The sequence below is a fragment of the Flammeovirga sp. EKP202 genome (genome assembly GCF_014534745.1).
GTDB lineage: Bacteria > Bacteroidota > Bacteroidia > Cytophagales > Flammeovirgaceae > Flammeovirga.
The window spans coordinates 24,055-44,826 of sequence record NZ_JACVVP010000060.1; the positions used below are offsets into that span (position 1 = coordinate 24,055).

Consider the following 20,772-nt stretch of genomic DNA (forward strand, 5'->3'; position numbering starts at 1 on the left):
AGATTAGAATGTGAAGTTGAGTCCCATCATGTAAGTTCTAGGTGTTGGGTATTGCCCCCAATCTATTCCTCTTTGTAATAAACCATTTCTACTACCACTTACATCGGGGTCCATACCATCGTACCCTGTGATTGTAAACAAGTTCTGAGCAGAAGCAAAAATTCTTAGTTTCTCTACTGATTTGATGTTATTGAAAGAATATCCAATCTGAATATTTTGTAATCTTAAATAAGATCCATCTTGTACATATAAACTCGAAAGGCGATGAAAATTGGCCGTTTGACTAGCACCATCCAGTCTCGGATAAAAATTAGTAGAACCTTCTCCTGACCATGACCTGCCTACTACACCTGCTTGTACATTTGTATTTCCTAAATCACCAGAATAAGTGAAAGGTGCCATACCATCAATGATATCATTACCGTAAGTTCCTTGCAATGTCATGGAAATATCAAAACCCTTATAGCCTCCATTGAGTGTTAGACCATACACCAAGTCCGGTTCTGGATTGCCAATATAAACTCTATCAGCCTCCGTAATCTGACCATCTCCATTGACGTCACGAAAACGAATATCACCTGGTCTAGCATTCGGTTGAATTAACTGCCCTTCATTTGTTGTATGGCTATTGATGTCTGTTTGATTTTGGAAGATACCATCATGTACATAGCCAAAGAACCCGCCTACAGTACTTCCCACTTCTGTTTTTGTGAGATTGTTGACACGTTGTGAATTACCTCCCCAAAGTGCTTCTCCATCATTGGCTAACTTAGTAACTGTAGACCTTGCTTGTGATAAGTTTAATGTTGCACTAAAATACCAGTCTGTTTTCTGAAGGTTGTAAGCTACGGTAGCATCCCAACCTCTTGTTCTGATACTCCCAACATTCGCCCAGATTTGACCTGGGTGACCAGGATAACCTAAATGTGGAGGTACATTTTTTCTCATCAACATGTCTTCTGTATTACGTTCAAAGACATCAAATGACCCCGTTACTTTCCCATTAAGTACCCCAAAGTCAACACCTATATTTTTATCTTCTACTGTTTCCCATACTAAGTTGCTATTACCAATTACTTCTGGGGCTAATCCTGGTGCTCTTAAACCTTCAGCACCGTATACATAATCGTAGTTTTTAAGCGTTGTTGTAAAAGCTCCATCATTAATAGCTTGGTTACCAATTGTACCCCATCCTCCTCTAATTTTTAAGTTACTTAACCAAGTAACGGACTCCATAAACTGCTCATTTGAGATATTCCAACCTGCAGAAATTGAGGGAAAAGTAGCCCATCTGTTATTATCAGGAAACCTTGAAGAACCATCCATACGGAAGTTGGCTGTCATATAATAACGATCATCATAGGCATAAGTGAAACGACCAAAACCAGAAGCTAATGAATTCCATTCTTTTGTACCCCAACCTAAATAACCATCTTGAGCTGCTTCAGGGTATCTCAAATGTTGAGCATTACTTGGTATATTTCTACCTGAGGCACCTAAAGTTTGATGAACACTTCTTTCCAATGCTCCACCAAGCATCATCGAGAAGCTATGTCTGTTGATGACTTTCTGATACGTCAAAGTGTTATTCCAAACATAATTACTTCTGATATTTTGCTCACGAACCGCCTCAGTTACATTATTTTGATCATTTGGCCCTATATTATACGTTGGGGAAAAACGATCCATTCTCCATGTAGTATAATAATAGCCTAGTTGCGTCTTGAATGTTAAACCTCTTAGGATATCATAGTTTAAATAAGTATTCGAGAAAATTTTATTTTGAGTCTCTGAATAATCATTTCTTGCAATCCTACCTGCAATATTTGAGATATCATTTGAAGAAGGAGCAAAAATACTGTACTCATTTAAACCTGCTCTTTCATCTTCAGGCTTATAAACTGCATCTGTTGGTCTTAATCTTGCGGCATCAAACGGCATTGAACCAGGTCCGCTCACTGATGTTGAAGGAGTAAATGATGCACTTTGGCCTATTGTAATTTTATCGTTTAATTTAATATCAACACCAAATCGGCCCGTAAAACGTTCATAGTCATATCCTTTTAATACACCTTCTTGCGAAAAATAGTTACCACTTACGTTATATCTAACTTTCTCTGAACCACCAGTAATATTTATACTATAATCCTGAATAGGAGCCGCTTCATTTTCAATTTCCTTAAACCAATTGGTATTGGATACATTATCAACATATTGGTAAGAAGGAGAAATCAATGCTCTTGCCGCTTGATACTCTTCTGCATCTGCTATTTGAGGTCTTCTTGCTATATTTTGAATACCTGCAGAAACATCTAAGCTCACTTTCATTGTTCCCTCAGTTCCTTTGATAGTTGTGATGATAATAACACCATTAGAACCTCTTGAACCATAAATTGATGCAGCTGAGGCATCTTTTAAGACTTGAATGTCAGCAATATCTTTTGGAGACAAGAAGGTTATATCTGAAACAGGAGCACCATCCACAACATACAAAGGTGTGTTTCCATTTAATGTTGAAATACCACGGATATTGATTGTTGGTGATTGGCCCGGGGCTGCTCCTGATTGAGATACTTGCACACCACTTATTCTACCTTGTAATGAGGTTACAACATCACCTGTTGATATTTTTCTGAGTTCTTCGCCGTCAGCAGAGGAAATAGCGGCAGTTAGTTCACTCTTCTTCTGAGTACCATAACCCACAACTACAATCTCTTCTAACTGTTCTGCATCTTCAGATAAATCTATATTTAAGGTAGTTTGATTCGTAATTACTATTTCCTGAGAAATATATCCAATATATGAGAATTGAACCACATCCCCTTCTTTCGCCATGAGGGTAAACTCTCCACTAAAATCTGTAGTTGTACCTAGCGTGGTACCTTTTATTAATACCGTTACACCTATTAACGGTTCTCCACCAGAAGATACTACTCCTGAAATTTGTTTTTCTTGTGCAAATAGAGAGATGCTCAAGAACAGACTGATAAATAATAAATAAAATTTCATTTCAAAAACGATTGAGAGTTGAAAATATAGATGAAGAAGCAGGCTGATTCTCCATCTACTAAATATTCATTTTCTTATTGTACTTCGGTTACAGTACAAGTGAGGTTATTTTTATTGAATGTGATGGTGTAAGTACCCGCATTTTCAAAGACCAGGGGTTGAGAGCTATCTCCATTAAGCATAACGACAGATGGATCCGCACCTTTTGATTCCCAACCAAAGTTATCGGGTGACCAACCTTTTTGCCCTACGAATTTCATTTCAGCCCCTTCTTCAATTTGAAGATTGTCATATCTGTACACCCCATCCTCTATTGTTTGCATAGGAATACCATTTGAAGGATTCCAATTTTGATCATAATCCGTAAAACCACTTCCTACGATATACATCTCAGCTACCACCTGTTTCGTCACCTTGACAGTTTCAGCATAGAAATCTACTTCAATCACATACTCACCGGCACCGTCTACATAAGTCGCATAAGGAGTATTGTCTACCGCATAATAATCATCAGCTGAATTGATATTAACAGGGGGAGTCAATGCCCATACATCTTCACCGGTTGGATCGTTTACACCTTCTAAACCGTAGTTAAGCGGATTATACCCTTCTTCTTGACCTACAAACTTAAAATGCACCCCTTGTCCATTTCCGTCATCGTTTTTTAAGTTAAATGTGCCCTTAAAAACTCCGTTTCCTTCATTGGACAATTTATTGGACTCTGAAATTGTTTCTGCTGAAGGTTCATACCAAGCTAGGTCATTTAACCCTTCAATACCCCTAGAAATGAGGTAAAGGTGCTCAGGTAATTCTATAGCAGGTGGAGCAACATCTCCTACTTTTGTTACTGTACAAATCAGTTGATTTTTATCAAATTCTATATCGTAATATCCTGTTTCAGCAAAAACTAATGGTTGAGAGTCATCTCCATTTTTCATTGTAACAGAAGGGTCAGTACCTTTCGTAACCCAACCAAAATTATCGGGTGACCAACCTTTTTGCCCTACAAACTTCATTTCAGCATCTGCATTGATCTGAATGTTTTTCTTGATATAAACTCCTGCTTCAACCGCTGTCATCTCAATACCATCTGAAGGATTCCAATTTTGGGAATATTGAGGATAACCATGTCCTACAATGTACATCTCACCGGCACCAGGTATTGTTGGATTTCCTGAGGCTTTTGTCACTACTTTCTGTTGAGAAGTAGTGGTGTTTCCACCTATACTCGTAGCCGTGATTTCAATAGTTACAGATTCTTCCGATTCCATTGGTACAACAAAACGGTAGTTTAAATCAAACGCTGTAGGTGACCCCTCTTCCTCTAGAATAATTATTTTATCAAGGCTCCAATTAGGTTGATGAATACGAATAGATTTAATTCCTAATTCATGAGTAATATTAGCTTGAATTTGCACCCCTTCTCCTCTAAAGGCTTCAACTTGCTCTTCTAATTGAATATTAGGTTTTGTAGGGTCGTTAATTTCATCTTCCTTACAAGATTGTACTGATAATAATATCATCAATCCTAGTAAGTAATAGTACAGTCTAGTAATCATTATTATTTCATACTTTTAGTTAAACAAACAGTAAAGAGCTCTTTAATCTTTCCGATAACAAATATGAAACATAACCTACCACAAGTAGGGTCTAATTAGTAATTTTATAAAGGGGTCTGATCATTCACCTTTTGAATTGAAAGTTGTATTTCAATGGTCAAATCAACTTAAAAAGGGTGTGAAAATAAATTAAAATACTGATTTACAACTTATTAATTAAAAATACAGTTTTACTAATTTACCCCTCCCCCCTTTAATGATAAATTAAGTGTTATTTTTACATATCGAGAAACTATTTTGTCCATTAAGCTTATTATTACCTTCCATGAACCTAATTTACTACAGATTTTTAATGCTCTATTTTATCTTATTTTCAAGAATAATATGTGATATTCAAGCACAGCATAAAGTTTTAAACTATACTACTATCGATGGCCTTTCTCACAACACCATTTATGAAATCACGCAAGACAAAAATGGGTTGATTTGGATGGGTACAGAAAGTGGTTTAAGTAATTTTGATGGGCAGCATTTCAACACCACATTATCCACTTACAGAGATCAATTACCTTCACATTTTGTAACCTGTGTAACAAAAGACCATACCGATAAATTATGGATTGGAACTACTAAAGGTTTAAGGAGGATGAATCAAAAATTACATCTCTTGGAAAGCCCTATAAAAGAGTTAGAAAATAAAAGTATCTCTGACATTAAAAGTTTAGTCAACGGTCAATTCTTAGTTTCTGTAAATGGTTTTGGATTATACATTATAAATGAAAATTATCAGGTAAGTGAACATTGGCATAAAGCAAGCGAAAACTATCCATTATCCTCCAATTTGATAGAAACTATTTTTATCGATAAAAAGTCTGGTTTGATTTGGGTCGGGACCAAAGATGCCGGTATTGACTTGATCAACCTTTCCAATCATTATACGACTTCATTTCCAATTGGTATTGGGCTGAATCAAATTCCCTCTCAAAGGGTCTACAATTTTACTCAGAGTAAAAATGGAGATGTTTGGGTAGGTACGAAAAAGGGACTTTGTAAATATGATTTCAAGCAGAAAACTATTAGTAGAATCGACCTAGATGTAATTTCAAATACATCAATTCTTTCTGTGCATGTTGACCAAGAAGATAACCTCTGGATTGGTACAGAATTAAATGGTCTGTGGAAGATGAAGGAAGGAAAAAATACTGTTTTAGAACCAGTCCATATTTCCGATAGAAATATATCAGTACGAGCCATTTATGAAGATCATCAACAAAATATATGGATTGGAAGTCAGAGAAATGGTCTATTCTTATTGAAAAGTCAATATCATACATTCCAACTTCTCAACAAAGAACAATTAAAAAGTGATATTGTCTGGGGAATTCTTATTGATGGTCAAAAAGTATGGGCTGGAACGGATGGAGCAGGAATCACGGTTTATAATTTAGATAACAAAACCACTAAACAATATCAGCATCAACCCTCAGATCCAACTTCTCTTTCTGATAATAGCATACTCTCTGCATTGAAAGATAGTAAAGGGCGTTATTGGTTTGGCACTTATGATGGAGGGGTTAATCTTTATCAGAAAGACACGGATTCATTTTTTCGAATGGATCAAAATAGAGGGTTAATTGTAAACGATGTACGCTGTTTTCATGAAGATAAAAATGGTACAATATGGGTAGGCACCAACAGAGGAGGTTTACATTATTTTGATGAAAATCAAGAAGCAATGATATCCATCGATGCAACAAAGACCATGGATATTAGAAGTATTGCCTCTAGGAATAATCTTCTTTGGTTAGGTACTTTTGATGATGGGGGAATTTACACCTATGATGTTATTCATCGTCAACTCGAAAAGTTCACTTTACCAATTAATATTGAAATAATATTTGACCTCGTTTTTGATCAAAAAGAAGACATTTTATGGATAGGAACTTACGATAAAGGACTTCTTGCATATCACTTCAAAGAACAAAGACTAGAAGAGTTTAAACAGCATAAAGATCTACATTCTAATATTATTCATGCTATTCAGCAAGACTTAAGCGGTAAATTATGGCTTACTTCTAATCATGGAATTATTGCTTTTGATCACCAGCATAATATTGTAAATCAACATTCAATAGAAGAGGGTATTCAGCCTTCGGATTATATGGATAGATCTAAGGCAATAAGTAAAGATGGTACTATCTTTTTTGGAGGAGCAAGTGGTTTGAATTTCTTTTCACCCTCGGATATAACACCTCAAACCTACTCTCCTAACATTATAATTACAGAACTTAATATACTTAATGAAAGGGTAGTCCCAAATGATAAACATGGGGTATTGGTAGAGAGCATTTCAGAAACAGATGAGCTTGTTTTAAAGTTCAATCAAAACCAATTTTCAATCAAGTATCAAGGCGTAGATTATAAACACCCTGAAGCTTTAATGTACAAATATTACCTCAATGGGTGGGATAAAGAGTGGAATAATGTAGGAAAAAATAATGTTGCCAGTTTCAGTAATCTCGCTCCGGGAGAATATAATTTATTGATATCAACAAAAGTAACTGGAGGTCCATGGAGTACTCCACATGTCATTTCCATCACTATTTCACCTCCAATATGGAATACATGGTGGGCAAAATTGATTTATATTTCCATTTTGTGCTTTGCTTTTTTCATATGGAAACGATTTATCGACAACAGAGCAAAAAGCAAATCAGAACTCTCTCTTCAAGTACAAAAAGCCAAAATGCACCAAGAAAACATAGAGGTTTATCAAGATATAATTCATGAATTAAACACCCCCATCAATCAATTATTAATGCCTTTAGAAAACATGATTCATGATAAAAGTAATACAAGCATCAAATTGAAGAGGCAACTGCAAATGCTTTATTTTAATGCTTCCAAAATACACAATATACTTCGATTTATACTCTCGAATAAGACTCAAGAAGAGAAAGATCTAAGTCTTGAAGTATACCAATACAACCTCTGTACTTTTTTGCAGAACTTTCAGGAATCTTTCCAACTTCAAATACAACAACGAAATATAAAATTTGAGCTAAAAGTACCAGAAGAAAATATCTCTGGTTGGTTTGATATCGAAAAAATTGAAACTGTAATGCACTTTTTATTCCTCTCCGTCATTCAAAATGATGCGGAAGGAGATAGTATAATGATTATTCTTCATGCTTTTAACAGAGATGTAAAAAAGGTTTGTCAAATTGATATACACCTTCTTGATCAAGGTTCAAAGAGTAAAAAAATTAATCTACAGAAAAGAAAAACTACTCTGATTGGAATTCCTATGAGTAAGGTCTATTTAGAAAAACATAAAGGCCTACTTTCTTTACCTTATCAAGAACAAGATTATATCCAATTACAGTTTCCAATAGATAAAGAAAGCTATGAGACTTCAGAAATTAAAATGGACATGGAAGAAAGTAGAATTCATTTCATCAATACATAACTCCATGATTATCAAATAGAAAACACTTCTAAAGTTGATCAACATATTGCTCTACTAGATGATAATAAAGATGCGATTGCTTTTCTTTCTACTATATTGAGGGAATATCATCTTCATACCTTTCGTCATCCAAAAGAACTGTTTAGGTATCTCAATAAAAACCATATTGACTTGCTTATTATAGATCAAACACTTGATGAAACAAGTGGAATTGAAGTGATCAAGAAATTAAAAAAAGATGCAAAATTAGCGATCATTCCTAGTATTCTTGTCGCTTCAAACCTCACTGAAAAAATAAAAGTCAACGGTCTTCAAGCGGGTGCTGACCTTTGTATCTCAAAACCTTTTCACATCTCAATTTTAAAAACACATGTACAAAACCTAATCAGTAGTAGACTGTATTTCAAAAATATGTACAGAAATGAAATTCTCACTGAAACCAAAAAAGTAATCCCACTGAATGAAGATGAATTATTAATCAAGAAAATAACAACATTAATTGAAGAAAGCATCTCAGATCCTGAATTTAATGTTCAAAGCATTCAAAAAGAAATTGGAATGAGCCAATCGTCGCTTTACAAAAAAATCAAACAACAAACGGGTAAATCATCGACTGAATTTTTAAGGGATATACGTCTAAAATATGCAGCACAGCTTTTAAAGAAAAGTTCACTTCCTGTTGCTGAAGTAATGCTAAAAGTAGGATTTTTAGATGTAAAATACTTTAGAACCGTATTCAAAAATAAGTTTGGTACCACTCCTTCCCAATATCGAAAAATGAGTTAGGTGTCAATGAATATATTATAAAAGTGTTTTCTTAGTAGCATTTTAAAATGTGTATTTTAGTTGTTGATTTATTGATGTTGAAAGCATAGTGTTCACTACAATACATTGCACTGATGTCTTTAAACCCGTGATGTCTGGGTTTCTATTCTACATCAGATTTTGATCTGAAGTAATCGTTGAAGTTTTATTTTTTCTGCTATTAATGGCAATGCTAATATTATCACCTTCAGGTAATTTCGCATTTAAAATATCCTTATTGTAAGCCACCGCATTTGCCCAATTACTATCATTATAATGAGCCTGATTCTAACTGTCTTCTTTCTTGCTGTCGTCTACAATTTCACCTCCAAAACGTAGAATATCCCAATCCCCATAGTAGGCACTATGAATCTTCTTACACTTCCAAGTTTCATCTGTCCCAATACTTAATGCACCTTCAGCTGTTGTAATTTCTACTTGTGTTAAAACAAAAGGAATATTTCTATACTCTCTGATACGCCTCCATCGTGCCCAACCTGCTGCATGCCAAACTGCTATTACATTCTCTCCCTTTCTTAGATAATCCTTAATGTCATACGTCAAATAAGGAATTCTTTTTTTCATATAAGAAGTAACAGGATTCATCACTTGATCCGTCACTTTTTGACCATTGACATAAAGTTCATGGTAACCAAAAGACCCCACATACACCATAGCAGACTCTGCCTTATTCTTTAATGTCAGATTTTTACGGTACCAATTATGATCTGTTTTTGCCTGATCTTCCTTCATGATCCATTTCCCTTACCAATCAGAAGACTGCAATACCCCCCTTGTAAACAGATCCGACACACTCCACTTTGATACTTTTCCGTTTACATCCCAAACTCTCACTTTCCAATAACAGTTTTGATTAGAAGTCAATGCTTTTCCACTGTAGATTGTATTGACAGCCTGATTAGATATCACTTTTTCAGAATCCCAAACATCTCCTATATTTTTATTGAGGTGCTTTAAAGTACTTGCCACTAAAACCTGACAAGCAGTTTGTATTTGTCCTCTAATTCCTTTTTGATCGATTAATTTCCAACTCAATCGAGGATGAATATTATAGATTCCCAAAGGGTTTTCTCTGTACTCGCACCTTAATTCGTTTACCTTCACCTGAGTATATGCATTGGTCGCAAAAACAACCATTATGAACAGGAAGAGTAAAAGTAGTTTGCTTATTGTATCCTTCATTGTATTGTTAGTTAGCATCTTTATTCCTTGATTTTAAATTCATATATCATAAAAGAAAATGCAGGTAATTCATCTTCAAAGGGAATTACGGATTGATCCTTCTTATTGCCTGCTGAAGTAGTCCATTTCCAATCAGACCATTGCATGTCATTTGTTGATTCATTGTAAATCGCCGAACAATATTGAACTTTCGTACCTGATTGAACATTAAGTATTGATTTGTATACCACTCTCTTACTATTTATCGAAGCAGGATTAGAACTGTAATTATACGCTATGATGGAATACCTGTTCAGTGATTTCTCCTTTGAGAAAATTGCATCCACATAGTTCTTAGTATATTGTGATTCTCCATTCTTTGTATTTGAATAGTACGTGTGTCCTTTCAATTTCAGAACCTCTTGGTTGGCAGGTTGGTATTGATTCCCCTTTCCCATTGGAATAAATTCGTAATGTCGTTTTCATAAAACATTTTCATAATCCCAACCAAAAAAGAATTTTGATATTTTGCTTCGGTACTTTCGTATCCGTTCCCTTTTTTATTCATGGTTTTGATAAGTGCAAATTCATGAATTTCAAATACCTCTTTAGAGTTCCATTCTGGAATATCTTTAATCGCCCCAAAATCGTTTTGATACACTTCTTCGAAGTTGGTTCTATTGTAATATGGATAATAAGAAACCCCCAAAAAATCGTAATGAACCCCATTGATATGACTCCATTTCACAAGATCAACTGCCCATGACTTTTTGGAGGTCGCCCATAGAAAATGAGTTCCCACTTTGGCATCAGGTAATACTTCAAGAATAGCTTCTGTTGATACTTTATAGAATTCAAAGAATAGTTCTTTTGTACCTTTCCAATGCCCCACTGTACCAATCTCTCTTCCTATTCCAAACTGAATATCTTTAATTTTCTCCTCTCCATAAGTTTTTATTAAAAATTGCGTTACTGATTTTAAGTAAAAGTCCCACTTGTTACAAAAGGTAAAATTCTATTACAATATGAAGGCTATCCTATTGACTTTAAAAATATTGAAATTAAAATATTTGAAGATAAGCTTAATGAGAAATAGAGATCTTGAGTATTATTCAAGTATTTAATGTTTATTGCACATCACTTTGTTGTTTTGTCTTTGAGACTAAACGAATAATAAAATAAACTATGAGTCCTCCAATCGGTATCCCAAGTAAACCAATAATAAATGCCCCTAACGATGCAGAACCTGTGTTCCCTTGTAATTCTCCAATCTCATACCCTATTATATACCCTCCGATACATCCTAAAAAGATTAAAAATATTTTCCCAAAAAATTTTAATGTCTTCATGAGTTATTGTTTTAATAGCGATAAGTACTAACTGATATAACTTGCAAAAAATCTGTCAAAACAAGCATAATTTACTTACTTCAATATTCTTTCCATTTTATTTAATGTCCAAAAGTAAACTCAACCTAACCCTAATCTCTTGACTAGTAGTTAATATTTGCAATACATATATCTATATTCAAAGTAGTTCTATCACTTATAAAGTCTTATCAGTTCAATATATCGTAAACTAAGCCTTAAGACTTTATATTACATTTTATAGTCTAGAACTAAATCAAATCAACTGCATCGATAATGCTACCTGCACCGCCTCTGTTGTATTGCCCACATCCATTTTTGAGATGATATTCTGACGATGGGTATTTACAGTATTGACGGAGATATTTAATTTATCTGAAATTTGCTTGCTTAATAAACCACCACCAATCTCCTTGAGCACTTGGATTTCTCGTTTTGATAGATCGTAGTTTTTTTGTTCTCTTGGGAAAACCTTCACATCTCCAGTCTCGGTATTGATAAGTTGGGCGGTACAAACTTTCGGTAGGTTGGGCTGCATGGATTGGTCTAAGATTCCTAATGTGTATTTTAGGTTTTGTTGATCTTCGGTCATTTCGAGTACCAAATGTTTCTCGATCACCCATACATAGTCCCCTTTTGCACTTCTGATTCTGTATTCGGTAACATACTGTAGATTAAATAAATCAATATCGCCTTCTCCCATAAAATTCAAAAAATACCCACTCATATAGTTGAGATGTTGGATATCTTCGGGGTGTACTTCTTTATCCATAAAGCCTTTCTGAAGGTCTTCATCATTCTTGAAATCCCATCCAAAGATCTTTTCATAGTTTCTGGAGATGTAAGGGTGATACTTATTTTCATAATCAAAAATAGTGACACAACTCCCTAATTTTTCAATTTGTTTTACTGTATTAAGATGTTGATTTAGTGCCTCTTGCTGTTCCATAAGTATGTTATTTAATAGTTGAAGTTAATTGATGAGTATTCAAAAAATCATTATTTTTCAGTATTGAATCAGTAGTTAAAATGCACTCTCTTTGTAAAAGGAAAAATACAATCATCATCATTTTAAAAAGAGATCAAAACATGAAAAATATCCTTTTGCTACTATTCTTTTGCGTTACTAATATACAAGCTCAAAATTTAATGCACACGGTTTCCGGAAAAGTCATTGATAAAGACACCCAACAACCCCTTATTGGTGTATTAGTTTTCACACATTATAACGATCAAACTCTCTCCAACACCACCAATATTGATGGTCAATTTGAATTAAAATTACCAATGGGTAGGTATAATCTTCAGTTTCAAATGTTGGGGTATCAGTCTTTTGTTCAAGAGGAAGTGGCAGTCCCCAATGCTTATGGAAACAACATCAGTGTTTCACTTCAAGAAGATGAAACCGTGCTAAATGAAGTAGAAGTAGTCTATAAATCCTCCAAAGATGAACCTCAAAATACAATGGCCATAGCTTCAGGTAGACAGTTTACCGTGGAAGAAAGTAGCCGTTATGCTGGTGGTTTTGATGATCCGGCGAGATTAGCGACAGCCTTTGCTGGAGTAGCTGGATCTACGGGTTCCAATGGAATGGTCATCCGTGGTAATGCTCCAAAAGGAGTGTTATGGCAAGTGGAGGACTTACCCATTCCTGACCCTAGTCACTTGTCTAACATTGTTGCTTTTGGTGGAGGAAGTGTCACGGCATTAAGTACGTATGTGATGGATAATTCAGATTTTTATACTGGTGCATTTACGTCAGATTATGGTAATGCAATGGCGGGTGTTTTTGATTTGTCATTAAGAACGGGTAATTCAGAAAAGAGATCTTACCAAGCTCAACTAGGAGTAAATGGTATTGATTTTGGGGCAGAAGGCCCTTTCAAGAAAGGAAGTGATGCAACGTACTTATTTAATTACCGTTATTCTACTTTTGCTTTGTTGGCACCTATCCTACCAGAGGAAATGGGGTTCTTGGGGTATCAAGATTTATCATTTAAAATTAATATCCCAACTAAAAATGGTGGTGAATGGAATGTTTGGGCTGTTGGAGGTGCCGATAGACAATATAGAGATGCATCAAGAGATTCAACAGAATGGACATTTGATGATGCCAACCAAACCTTCTCTACCAATATACTTTTTGGTGGTACTGGAGTTTCTTATCAAATGCCGGTCAATAAAAAAGGGTATTGGAAAAATATTATCGGCTTTACGGGAAATTCCACGTATTGGTCTTCCTCTGAATTAGACAATCAAATGGTTGATCACACTTTGGATGATTTTAATAATGTGCAATATGATTTCTCCTACAAAACGTATTTACATTATAAATTTGGAAAAAAACACACCAACCGAACGGGTTTAACCATCACTCAAAAACATTATGACATTAATATGCAACAAGCAGAGCAAATTGGTGACCCTTTAGAGACTTTTGCTGTAGGCAATGGAAGTAGTATGTTTGTTCAAGCCTACACTCAATCCAAATTTCAACTTTCTCAAAAATGGTCTATGAATGTGGGCGTTTATGGCCAGTATTTTGAGGGAACCAATGCCTTGTCCATTGAACCAAGGGCGGCTGTAAAATATCAAATCAATCCATGGCATTCGGTTTCTTTCAGTTATGGATTACATAGTCAAATGGAAGCGTTGCATTATTATTTAATGCCTCAAACAGTTGAGGGAGTGGAAACATACCCGAACCAATCATTGGACTTCTCCAAAGCTCATCATTATGTATTAGGCTATAATTGGAATATCAATAATAATTTGAGGTTTAAATCAGAAGTTTTCTATCAAGATCTTTTCAATATTCCAGTGATAGAAGGCAGCTATTTTTCAATGCTGAACCTTACACATCAATGGTTTGTCGATGCTCCTTTAGTCAATAAGGGAACAGGTAGAAATGTTGGTCTAGATCTTACTTTTGAGCAGTTTCTGAAGAAAGGTTATTATTATACAATTACCTCTTCGATTTTTGATTCTCAATATGTGGGCGGAGATGGTGTGGAGAGAAATTCCCAATTCAATAAAAGGTATGTTGTCAATATTTTAGGAGGTAAAGAATGGACTGTCGGGCGAGAGAAAAACAAGACCTTATCCGTTAATGGCAAATTTACCATAATGGGAGGAGACCGAAGACACCCGCTGAAAGAACAAGAATCAATAGAGCAAGGCGAAGTAATTTATGATTATGAAAGAGCTTATTCGGAGCAATTCCCTTCCAGCAAAATTCTGAGTGTGAGTATGCTTTACAAAATCATGAAACCGAAGTATACTTCTCAATGGACGATTCAAATCATCAATGCTTTGGGGGCTCCTGAATATTATGGGTATAGTTATAATCAAAAAACAGGAACTATTACAGATGATACTGATGTACTGGTTCTTCCTAATATTGCTTATAAGGTGATGTTTTAGATTAAGTGTTTTTTATGATGGTTCGTGATGTGGTTCACGAACCATCATCAGCAGAACTACCGATTTCTAAGTTTTCGAATATTTAAAGTATTTAGAAATCAGGAGATTTCTGCTGATCTTTAGGACACGAATGACGCTATCGCTTAACATTCGCGCCAGTGGAGTTTCTAAGTATTAAAAATATTCGAATTATTAAGTTTACAATGTATTTAACAATGCTCAAACAGTATTTCATTAAAAACAGAACCAACCCAACAATAATTGCACTTATACTTTGTTTACCAAATATTAAACTCCCTTTTTCGTATAATATGACATATATAATTGTATATTTCACGTTATGTGAATATTTTTAAATATTCATTTGAGATAATTGTATGTACAATCAATTTTATTAGCTTGTGGTCGTAAATATTTAAATGAAGAAAGAACAACTCTCTATTTACTTGTAGAAGTACAAGTTTAATCATTGTCTGATCATTCTAATTATTATTAATTCCTAACTAAATCATGATGAGAACAACAACCGGATTATCCCTTTTGTTATCACTTTTCATTTTGGCACAAAGCTGCCAACAACCTAAAGATCAACCAAAAGAAAGTGTAGTCGTTGAACAAGAATATAAAGAAACAGCAACGGGATTACCAACACTGCATCAAGCTATCATTGATAATGATGAAAAAAGAGTTTTAGAACTCATCAAAGCAGGTGCAGATGTTAATCAGTTAGATTCTAAAATGGGTAATACTCCTTTACACATTGCATCACAAGGAGACAATCCCAATCTCATTTTACATCTGATTGAAGCCGGTGCTTTTGTCAATTTGCATACACCTCATGCTGGTCACACTCCATTGATGGTGGCTACTTGGTACAGCAAACCTGAAAATATCAAGGCGTTATTGACAGCAACTGATATTAATATTTATGCTAAATCGCCTTTTGGAGGACGAATAGCTAAGGACTTTATTGGCGGATTTGATCAGCATCAAACTGAAGATGAACAAAAGAGAAATGCTGCTTTAATTGCTATTTTCAATGCTTATGAAAAACAATTAGAGGAAAAAGTTGAGGCTCAAAAAATCTATCAAACAGTAAATGATAACACGCTTTCTGATGAAGAGAAAGCCGACCTTGTTCAATCATTGATTGATGAAAATCAGAGTGTAAATACAGAATCTTTTGTCACTGGTGATGGAAATGACCGTCACTCTCCCCTATTGGTGGCTACAAGAAATAATTATCCTCTCACTACAAAAATACTTCTGGAAGCAGGCGCTGACATTGGTCAGAGAGGTTATTTGATGAATGCAATTGCTTTTCATAAAGCAGGTTATATGGGCAATACTGAGATTATGAAAATGTTGGTACAACATAGTGATGCCGACAAATACATCAATGATCAAGGTTTAAATAATGGTTATACGCCATTGCATGATGCAATATGGCATGGTAATACTGAAGCGGCTAAAGTTTTAATTGATGCCGGTGCCCGATTGGACCTTAAGACCTATGAAGGGGATACTCCTCTTGACCTTGCTAAAAGGTATAATTACAACGACATCGTAAAGTATATCGAAAATAAACAATAAAACATAATATACACTTAAAACTTAGTGTAAGAAATCAGGAGATTTCTAAAGATCAAAAGACACGAATGACGCTATCGCTTAACATTCGCGCCAGTGAGCATTCTACTCAATCTGTTTAGCAGTAAAAAACCTGGCCTTGAAGGGAAAAGCGTTAAGAATTTCATGAAGTGAGCCGGTTAAAATGATTTTTTGTTTGAGCAAAGCGAGTTTAAAATCATTCAGGCGAAAGGAATGGAATTTAGCTTTTGACTTCTAAGCCTTGAATTTTTTGCTTCGTTTTTGTTTCAAGACAAAAATGAAGAAGAAGGAAGATTGGAAGTAGAACATCAAAAGCTTGCAGCAACATTGATCGTATACAATTTATTGTCACCCCTTAATTAATCAAAATAAATAGCGGGTATACCTATAGAAAAAACCGACAGTTCTTTGGTATATCCTGCTTTACTCTTCGTCTTTAATTTCAAGACTAAGAACCATAAAAATGAACTAATCCGTTGAGTTTATCATCATCCTTTTTTATTAAATCATTTTAGAATAAGTAGTAAACTCTCTCTACTGCGTAATAGAATTGATCATTTTTTTAGGTCAATATAGACAACTATTTAGGAGACCGCTCATGATATAACTCAACATACATTCAATCTAAATTATAGTAAATGTTTCAACTTTATAATTACAAACTGTCCACATTAGCTGGTTGGAAGCTAATCACCTTTTTATCTATTTTTTCCTCCATTTTTATTGCAGAGCATAGCTTTGCGCTCTCTCCACAAGTAGTAACTTCTAATGAAAGTACCCTCAATCAATTCAAGAACAACGTCTTTATTGAATTAGGTACCAACACACATGAAATTGATATTACAGCACTTAATGATGAGTATCATACGGTGATGATCACAAGTGATGATGAAGACCTTGTCACTGCAACAATACAAGGCAATCAGCTGATTTTAACGCCACAAAATGATAAAGTGGGTGCCACACAGATCAGAATTAATGTCAATAATAGCATTACCGCTTCATTTACAGTTTTTATCAACAGTACGATTGATCGGTTAATGTATCAAGAAGGCTTTGAAAGAAATAATGGTCAATGGTTCTCTATGGGCAACAACAGCTCATGGGAATGGGGCACACCTAACAGTACGATCATTAATAAAGCAGCCAACGGAAGTGATAAGGCTTGGAAAACAAATCTTGATGGCAACTATAATCCGCAAGAACAATCTTACCTTATCAGTCCTCTTTTTGATCTGTCGGCTGTCGAAAAAGTAAAGATTTCATTTGACCTTTGGTGGGAATTAACGGAATCTATCTTTGTTGATCCTCGCGATGGTGTCAGACTAGAATACAGTACTGATTTGGGTGAATCTTGGCATTCACTCACTAATGAAGGTAGAAGCCAAAACTGGTACAATGAAGGTAATATTCCTAGTTTTAATGGAGCTGGATGGGCGTATGAAGAAGGAAATGAAGATTATTTCCCTGCCTTTTTGGAATCTGAAAAACTAGGAGGTGAATCACAAGTGATGTTTCGCTTTTTCCTACATTCAATTAGTCACAATCCAACAGAAGGTTTTGCGTTTGATAATTTCTCTCTCCAAGAAGTAGATTATGACTTGGGTATTGAAACTGTAAACGTTGTACATAACAATGTACAAGTCGGTGTTCCGTTTTCTGCAGAAGTGACAGTGAAAAATTATGGAACAAAAGCACTGAATAATTTTAATGTCTCCCATCAATATAATGGTGCTGGAGAAATTACAATTACAGCTTCCAACACTATGCTAGCGCCAAATGCTGAAACAACAATTACTATTGATAATTTAGTTTTTGACAGAGGTGGTCAACAAGCCATTCAATTCTTTGTCGATCAAGCCAATGATGTATTTACCATCAATGATGAATTCAACTTAGAAATCTTGCCTCAAAGTGCGACAGATTTAAAAATCAATTCGATCGAAAAGCCCATCGTTATTGCTGAAAGTGTTCCTTTTGAAGTTGAAGTTGAAAATATTGGCAGTAATGCATTGGGAGCATTTTCTATTTCCTATCAATTGGGTGAGCAACCTAGAGGTTCCGTTAATTTTGATCAAGGAGTACTTGCAGGGGCTACCGCTACAGTAATGGTAACGGGTATAGTGGGAGAAGAAAATGGGACTTTCCCACTTGAATTGAGACTTTCAAATGATGGTGATAATTCGAACAATAGTATCACTGAAGATTTTACTATTTCTCCTATTCTTAGCGGTCTTCCTTACAATGAAAATCTAGAAAACAACGACGGTTCTTGGGTAGCTGGGGGTTTTAGAAGCTCTTGGGAATATGTAAATGGCAACGGTGGAAAAGTCTGGAAGTCAGATATTGAATCCCATTATCTCAATAGAAAAGAAGTTTCTTATATCGTCAGTCCTGTATTTGATTTTACAGACATTGCTAAAATGCGACTGTCAATGGACATTGAATATAACATCCAAAATGGTCGTGGTGGCGCACTGATGGAATACAGCACAGACTTAGGAAAAACATGGCATTTGTTAGGGTTAGGTTGGTACAATCACCACCGTTATGATTTAAATCAATACAGACCTATACTGCATCGAGATCACTGGTGGGCGGGAAATTCGAATGGATTCCAAAGACATACTGTTGAAAATGATCAAATTGGGAACCAACAACATGTGGTATTTAGATACCGTGTAGAAGCGCAAGACAGCAATCAATTTTCAAGAGATCATGAAGGATTTTCTTTTGATAATGTCACTATTTTATCTGCCAACCACAACCTAGCATTGACTAATATTCTCACTGACTTTGCTCCTGCTAATGGGAATTTTGAATTGAAAGTTGAAGTAAAAAACGAAGGTGGAAAAACACAAGACAACTTCAAAATTGCTTATCAAATTGATGGTGGTGAAGTAGTAGAAAAGAATATTACAACTTCAATTACCCCTAACAGATCAAGCATCATTACTCTTGATGATGTTGAAGCACTGACAGTAGGTGAACATACAGTTGACGTTGAAATTGTGCTCGATAAAGACTTTGACAAAAGCAATAACACTTTTTCAAAAGATATTCAGGTATTGCCTATTGTTTCTCAATTCCCATATAATGAAGATTTTGAAAATGACAATGGTGATTGGTTTGCTTATGGTACAAACAATTCATGGGAATGGGGTGTAGCAACAGATCAAAAACAGGGCAACGTCTGGGCCACCAACTTAGATGGCCATTATAATCAAGAAGAAAAATCATACATCGTCAGTCCATTCTTTGATATATCCGACCTTAGTAACATCGACATTTCATTTGATTCTTGGTGGAATATCACTTTTGAAAGAGATTATATTAATGCCAGAAATGATAATGTTGTCTTTCAATACAGTATAGATCAAGGTGTCACTTGGGTAGATTTTCACCCTAATGAGGAGAGTGAAAACTGGCATAATAAAGTATATCATTCGCACGGGCCATTTTTCTTTGGTACGGTCTCTTATTGGTCAGGTTCTTCATTGGATGAAAGTAATTCCAATGATTTTGTCAGATCAGTTTCAAATCTCTCAACCACAAATCATTTTAAAAAAGTAGTATTCAGATTTTCATTCAACTCCTTTGATCACTTAAATACAGCAGAAGGTTTTAGCTTTGATAATGTTCGAATTATGGAAAAGATCAATCCACCAACAAATTTGGTTCTTTCCAATACTTCCACTACTCAATTGACATTCAATTGGGATAAAGTGCAAAATGCAACAAGCTATGAGTATGAACTAAGTACAGACCGTGATCACTTTGAGGCGAATATCAGCAACAGAGGAATGGTGATGAATGCAGAAACTGTTCAGATAAGTAAACTGAGTCCTTCCACTAAATATTACTTTAGAGTAAAAGCAGTAAATAAACTTTTGGAAAGTGAATTCACCAACATTATTGAAGGTACAACAGCAACAAATACTACTCTAGAAGTTCCTTTGAATATAGTCGTTTCCAATACAACTACATCACAACTGACATTCACTTGGGAGAAAGTACAAGACGCAACTAGTTATGAGTATGAATTAAGTACAGATCGTAATGACTTTAATAACAACATTCTTACTAATGGATCTATTTCAAGCGGAGAAACTATTCAATTCGATAACTTATCACCTGCCTCTACTTATTTCTTCAGAGTAAAAGCAAAAAACGCCACTACCGAAAGTGCTTTTTCGGATATCGTTGAAGGCACAACAACGGCTATTCCAACATTGGATATACCTGCCAACTTAGTCGTTTCGAATCCAACTACTACACAATTGACTTTTACTTGGGAGAAAGTACAAGACGCAACTAGTTATGAGTATGCCTTAAGTACAGATCGTGA

12 protein-coding genes and 1 pseudogene are annotated in these 20,772 nt (G+C 35.1%); 5 read left to right on the plus strand and 8 right to left on the minus strand.

Annotated features, from left to right (window positions below):
• Positions 1 to 3: 3 nt before the first annotated feature.
• Positions 4 to 3,009 (minus strand): TonB-dependent receptor, encoded by a 3,006-nt coding sequence (locus IC221_RS24945; protein WP_188171558.1) that lies wholly within the window; start codon positions 3,007 to 3,009, stop codon positions 4 to 6.
• A 74-nt stretch (positions 3,010 to 3,083) separates the two neighbouring features.
• Positions 3,084 to 4,568 (minus strand): SusF/SusE family outer membrane protein, encoded by a 1,485-nt coding sequence (locus IC221_RS24950; protein ID WP_188171559.1) that lies wholly within the window; start codon positions 4,566 to 4,568, stop codon positions 3,084 to 3,086.
• A gap of 352 nt (positions 4,569 to 4,920) precedes the next feature.
• On the opposite strand from IC221_RS24950, the gene IC221_RS24955 reads away from it, so the two are divergent.
• Together IC221_RS24955 and IC221_RS29950 are read left to right on the plus strand one after the other, a co-directional pair.
• On the plus strand, positions 4,921 to 8,037 hold the full coding sequence (locus tag IC221_RS24955; RefSeq protein ID WP_188171560.1) for a two-component regulator propeller domain-containing protein: 3,117 nt from the start codon (positions 4,921 to 4,923) through the stop codon (positions 8,035 to 8,037).
• Positions 8,038 to 8,082: 45 nt separating this feature from the next.
• Positions 8,083 to 8,823 (plus strand): helix-turn-helix domain-containing protein, encoded by a 741-nt coding sequence (locus IC221_RS29950; RefSeq protein WP_367397786.1) that lies wholly within the window; start codon positions 8,083 to 8,085, stop codon positions 8,821 to 8,823.
• 306 nt (positions 8,824 to 9,129) lie between these two features.
• Here IC221_RS29950 and IC221_RS24965 read toward each other — a convergent pair whose 3' ends face one another.
• The 6 genes and pseudogenes from IC221_RS24965 to IC221_RS24990 form a co-directional block, all read right to left on the minus strand.
• Positions 9,130 to 9,594: an alpha-L-rhamnosidase N-terminal domain-containing protein gene (locus IC221_RS24965; RefSeq protein ID WP_188171562.1), complete on the minus strand. Its 465-nt coding sequence runs from the start codon at positions 9,592 to 9,594 to the stop codon at positions 9,130 to 9,132.
• A gap of 12 nt (positions 9,595 to 9,606) precedes the next feature.
• Positions 9,607 to 10,044, minus strand: coding sequence for a hypothetical protein (locus IC221_RS24970; protein ID WP_188171563.1), 438 nt, complete (start codon positions 10,042 to 10,044; stop codon positions 9,607 to 9,609).
• 20 nt (positions 10,045 to 10,064) lie between these two features.
• A complete protein-coding gene (locus tag IC221_RS24975; RefSeq protein ID WP_188171564.1) occupies positions 10,065 to 10,481 on the minus strand; it encodes a hypothetical protein in 417 nt (138 codons plus the stop codon).
• Positions 10,436 to 11,011: pseudogene (locus IC221_RS24980) on the minus strand (glycosyl hydrolase 53 family protein); the annotation flags it as partial. The gene IC221_RS24975 and the pseudogene IC221_RS24980, both read right to left, overlap by 46 nt.
• A 139-nt stretch (positions 11,012 to 11,150) precedes the next feature.
• On the minus strand, positions 11,151 to 11,372 hold the full coding sequence (locus tag IC221_RS24985; RefSeq protein ID WP_188171565.1) for a hypothetical protein: 222 nt from the start codon (positions 11,370 to 11,372) through the stop codon (positions 11,151 to 11,153).
• A 274-nt stretch (positions 11,373 to 11,646) separates the two neighbouring features.
• Positions 11,647 to 12,339: a LuxR C-terminal-related transcriptional regulator gene (locus tag IC221_RS24990; protein ID WP_188171566.1), complete on the minus strand. Its 693-nt coding sequence runs from the start codon at positions 12,337 to 12,339 to the stop codon at positions 11,647 to 11,649.
• Positions 12,340 to 12,479: 140 nt separating this feature from the next.
• Between IC221_RS24990 and IC221_RS24995 the strand changes: the two genes are divergently transcribed.
• The 3 genes from IC221_RS24995 to IC221_RS25005 all read left to right on the plus strand — a co-directional run.
• The gene (locus IC221_RS24995; protein WP_188171567.1) at positions 12,480 to 14,813 is read left to right on the plus strand and encodes a TonB-dependent receptor; all 2,334 of its coding nucleotides are present in this window, start codon (positions 12,480 to 12,482) and stop codon (positions 14,811 to 14,813) included.
• Between the two features lie 510 nt (positions 14,814 to 15,323).
• Complete coding sequence (locus tag IC221_RS25000) at positions 15,324 to 16,406, plus strand: ankyrin repeat domain-containing protein (protein WP_188171568.1); 1,083 nt, start codon at positions 15,324 to 15,326, stop codon at positions 16,404 to 16,406.
• A 656-nt stretch (positions 16,407 to 17,062) separates the two neighbouring features.
• The coding region (locus tag IC221_RS25005) for a fibronectin type III domain-containing protein (protein ID WP_188171569.1) at positions 17,063 to 20,772 on the plus strand (3,710 nt) is incomplete at its 3' end.